The organism is Halomonas sp. 3D7M (assembly GCF_014897885.1).
Lineage (GTDB): Bacteria > Pseudomonadota > Gammaproteobacteria > Pseudomonadales > Halomonadaceae > Vreelandella.
In genome coordinates, this window is sequence record NZ_JABUZF010000275.1 from 3,036 (window position 1) to 6,497 (window position 3,462).

The 3,462-nt window shown below is 53.2% G+C and carries 3 protein-coding genes; all 3 read right to left on the reverse strand.

Going from position 1 to position 3,462, the window contains the following annotated elements:
• Positions 1 to 1,568, reverse strand: a 1,568-nt coding sequence (locus tag INT22_RS19740; RefSeq protein WP_193068776.1) for a class I SAM-dependent methyltransferase, incomplete at its 3' end; no start/stop codon positions are given.
• Positions 1,568 to 2,899, reverse strand: a complete 1,332-nt coding sequence (locus tag INT22_RS19745) for an ABC transporter ATP-binding protein (RefSeq protein WP_193060319.1) — start codon at positions 2,897 to 2,899, stop codon at positions 1,568 to 1,570. The genes INT22_RS19745 and INT22_RS19740, both read right to left, overlap by 1 nt.
• On the reverse strand, positions 2,896 to 3,462 hold a 567-nt coding region (locus INT22_RS19750), incomplete at its 5' end, for an ABC transporter permease (protein ID WP_226912951.1). The genes INT22_RS19750 and INT22_RS19745, both read right to left, overlap by 4 nt.

Below are 3,462 nucleotides of genomic sequence, written 5' to 3' on the forward strand. Positions count from 1 at the left end.
TTAACAAACCAAGCGGTGACGATTACGCCTGCGTAATGCTCATTCAGGGTGGCTATCATCTCTTCCGGCACCCATGACTCTTCCCAGAAAAACAGCGCAATGGGTAGCCCGTGGCTTGGCTCAGGCTCAATGAGCGGGTAATGATGATAAAGCGCAATGCGCTGCTGCTCTGCCACGGTCTGCCACTCGATGGGGTCGGTCAGTGCATTCAGTTGAGCCACTTCTGCTTCGCCCCCAGGTGTGCTGCGTACGCTGGGTTCTGGGCTGCCCTCGTGGGGCGCCAGCCATAGTACGGGCGACTGCTCACTGGTCATTAAACGCGTCAGCAGGTGGCGGTTTACCGCGGCCAAGCTGTAGCTACCGTTAATATGGCCTTCCAAGCGAATGCCTTTTGGAACGTCAGCGTTTCCGCCCAAGGGGGCATCGCGCAGGCTGAGCGCTTCGCTACGTACCGCGGCGGTGACATCGGCATCCAGGTTCTGGAAGTCCTCTTCCCGGAATTGCCCTGCTCGGCTAAATAAACCATCACTTGCGGCCATGCGCTTTAAAATGCGGACTTTTAGGCCAGGAAAGCGATCCAGTACTTTTAGCGCTAGTCGTTTTAACCAGGGTATTTGCGCTAGGCGACGTAGTAACTTCCCACTTGCCTGGGCGGTTTGATAGTGGAAGTGCATCGCGCTGCGCAGCGGCTTGGTAATACGCCAGGAGCGGCTGTTATAAATGCTGTCTATTTCTTGCTGAAGACGCTTGGTTTGCTGCAGGTAGTGCTGGCGTTCTTGCAGGGCGGATGCGCGTTGATTTTCGGACTTAGCAAGTTGTTCGGTTTGTGCCTCGATCTTGGCAGCCAGAGTTTCTAGGGTGCCTTGCTGAGCCTCTGTGAGCTTATCAAGGTAGTCGAACCAGGGGGCGCTAAGATCATCGGCTTGCTTGTGCGCCACGAGTGCATAGTCAGGGTAGGCGGAAACCACCCAATCCAAGTATTGGCGCAGCGGTGCGTTTTCAGGGGGCGGCGTGGGGCCGTTTAAACGCAAAATATTGGCTTTTGCGTAGCCGCTGTCAGTGGCTACAAAATGCAGCAGTGGCGGAGGCAGCGGGTGCAGGTGGGTGGGGTCAAGGTAGAAACTCCATAGCCCAACGGTTAGATTTTCTGGGTTGGGTGTCTCTAGGATGAGAACTCCCCCTGGTTTGAGCGCGCGATGCACCTCTTGAATCAGGGTTACTAGGCTGTCAAAAGGAATATGCTCTGCAATGTGAAAGCCGGTGACCGCCGCCAGCGTATTGGTTTCGATTTGCTGCAAAGCCGTTAGCGCGTCGTTAACTTCAACGTGCAAGCCGCTTGCGTTACAGGCGCTGGCCATGCTTTCGTTGGTATCGATACCTTTGGCGGGCCAGCCATTTTCCTGCATGAGTTCGAGCCATTCGCCACGGCCTGAGCCTAGGTCAACCACCAATGCTTCTGGGTAGCGCGCCATAATCGGCGCCAGTAACGGTACGTAAACTTTAAGGCGTTCTTTAATAGCGTCTTTTTCGCCACGAAAGTGGTTGGTAAACCGGGTATAAAAATCCATTACACTGACTCGTTAGGTTCTGAACTTATCGCGGCTTGGCGCTCACAGTCGATAGTAGGCATGACCCAGCTGCTCCCCAAGAAGAAGTCTTTTTCCATATTAACCACTTGGAAGACTAGCGCGTGGTCGACCCATTGATAGTTATGGGTTAGGTGAGTGTCGCTGCTGTGCAGAGACGTTGACACCGAATAACTTCCTGGCCCTAAGTTAGCGCTGAAACGCATGCGATAGATGAGTTTTTCGCCTGCGCTTAGCTGATGCTCTACTTGGTGTGTGTGCCAGGTATTGGTACCAAATATTTCTTGGCCTACGCGGTCTTTGAGCTTGTAGCCCACCACCAGTTGCGGCAAATCAGCCTGGATAGATATATGGATTCGCAGCTCTACTTCCTGACCAACGTCAACCACTTCCAGCGGGTTGCCGTTTGTTGCATGCAGGCTTAACTGGGAAACGCGGGCTTCTCCGGTGCCTGACCGGGTTTGAATTTGACCACTGGCTAGTGGCGTCACCTCTACCTGAGCATTCTCTTTTTTGGCAATGATCGCATTGTAGTAGTCCATGATGTCTTGAGGCAGGCCGTCTTGCAGCACTTCGCCTTGCTCTAACAGGATCGCGCGGTCGCACAGGCTTTGTATGGCGGCTTTGTCATGGGAAACAATCAGCAGCGAGGTGCCTTGGCGCTGGAATTCGCGTATGCGGTCAAAGCTTTTATGCTGGAAATAGGCATCCCCGACCGAGAGCGCTTCATCCACAATCAGTATGTCTGGCCGGAAGGCGGTCGCTACCGAAAAGGCCACTCGCATTTGCATGCCGCTTGAGTAAACCCGCATGGGTTTGTCGAAGTAGTCGCCTATTTCGGCGAACGCTTCTATGTCGGCCATCGCAGCGTCTATTTGGGCGTGAGTGAAGCCCATCAGCCCTGCGGAGTGGATAACATTTTGGCGGCCGGTCAGCTCACCGTTAAAGCCCATGCCTAACTCTAAAATAGCGGCAACGCGGCCATGGGTGCGTATGTAACCTTCGGTGGGGCGCAGCGTGCCGGTGATCATTTTGAGCAGTGTGCTTTTACCCGCGCCGTTTTGACCAACAATGCCGACGGCTTCGCCTTGGGCAATATCAAAATTGATATTGCGCAGTATCCAGGTCTCTTCCTCAGGTTGAATAGCACTGAACCAGCTGGCCACGCGCATTATTTCGTTACGGTAACGGCGATAAGCTTTGCCCAGTTCGCGAACCTCCAGCAGGGGTTTAGGGGACGTTGGCGATACCTGGTCTGGCAACGGCTGGTTTGTTTGTGATTGGTTTGACTGTGAATCGGTTGATTGACTCATAGAGCATCCACCATTTCCGGGCTGGCTTTACGGAACAACATCGCGCTGACAACCACAAGCCCTGCTCCCAACAGGGTTAAACCGGCCAGCGCCATAAGGGAAGGCGAGTGGCCATAGGCCAGCACAGCGTGGTAGGCGCCAACTAAATGGAATAGGGGATTAAACGCTAAAATTGCCTGTAATGATGGCGGTACTATTTCCGCTGGGTAGACCACTGGGGTAAACCAGAAAAGAAACTGCATTACTATGGGCATTAGCTGGCCAATATCACGAATAAAGACGTTTAAAATACCCAGCATCAGCCCTAACCCTAGCGCCAACAGTATGGTAATGGCAGTCAGTACTGGCACCCAGAGCAGCGTTGCTGGGGTGAAGTGACCAAGTACGGCAAAGACGACCAAAATGACCACAAATAAGGCAAGGTTATTTATTAAGCAGGAGCCCGTGATAATCACCGGTAAGGCGATTTTGGGGAATACTAGCTTTTTCATTAGGTTGGCGTTTTCAATAAAGACGCCAAGGCAGCGGTTAAGAATCTCGCTAAACAGGCTCCACCCCAGCAT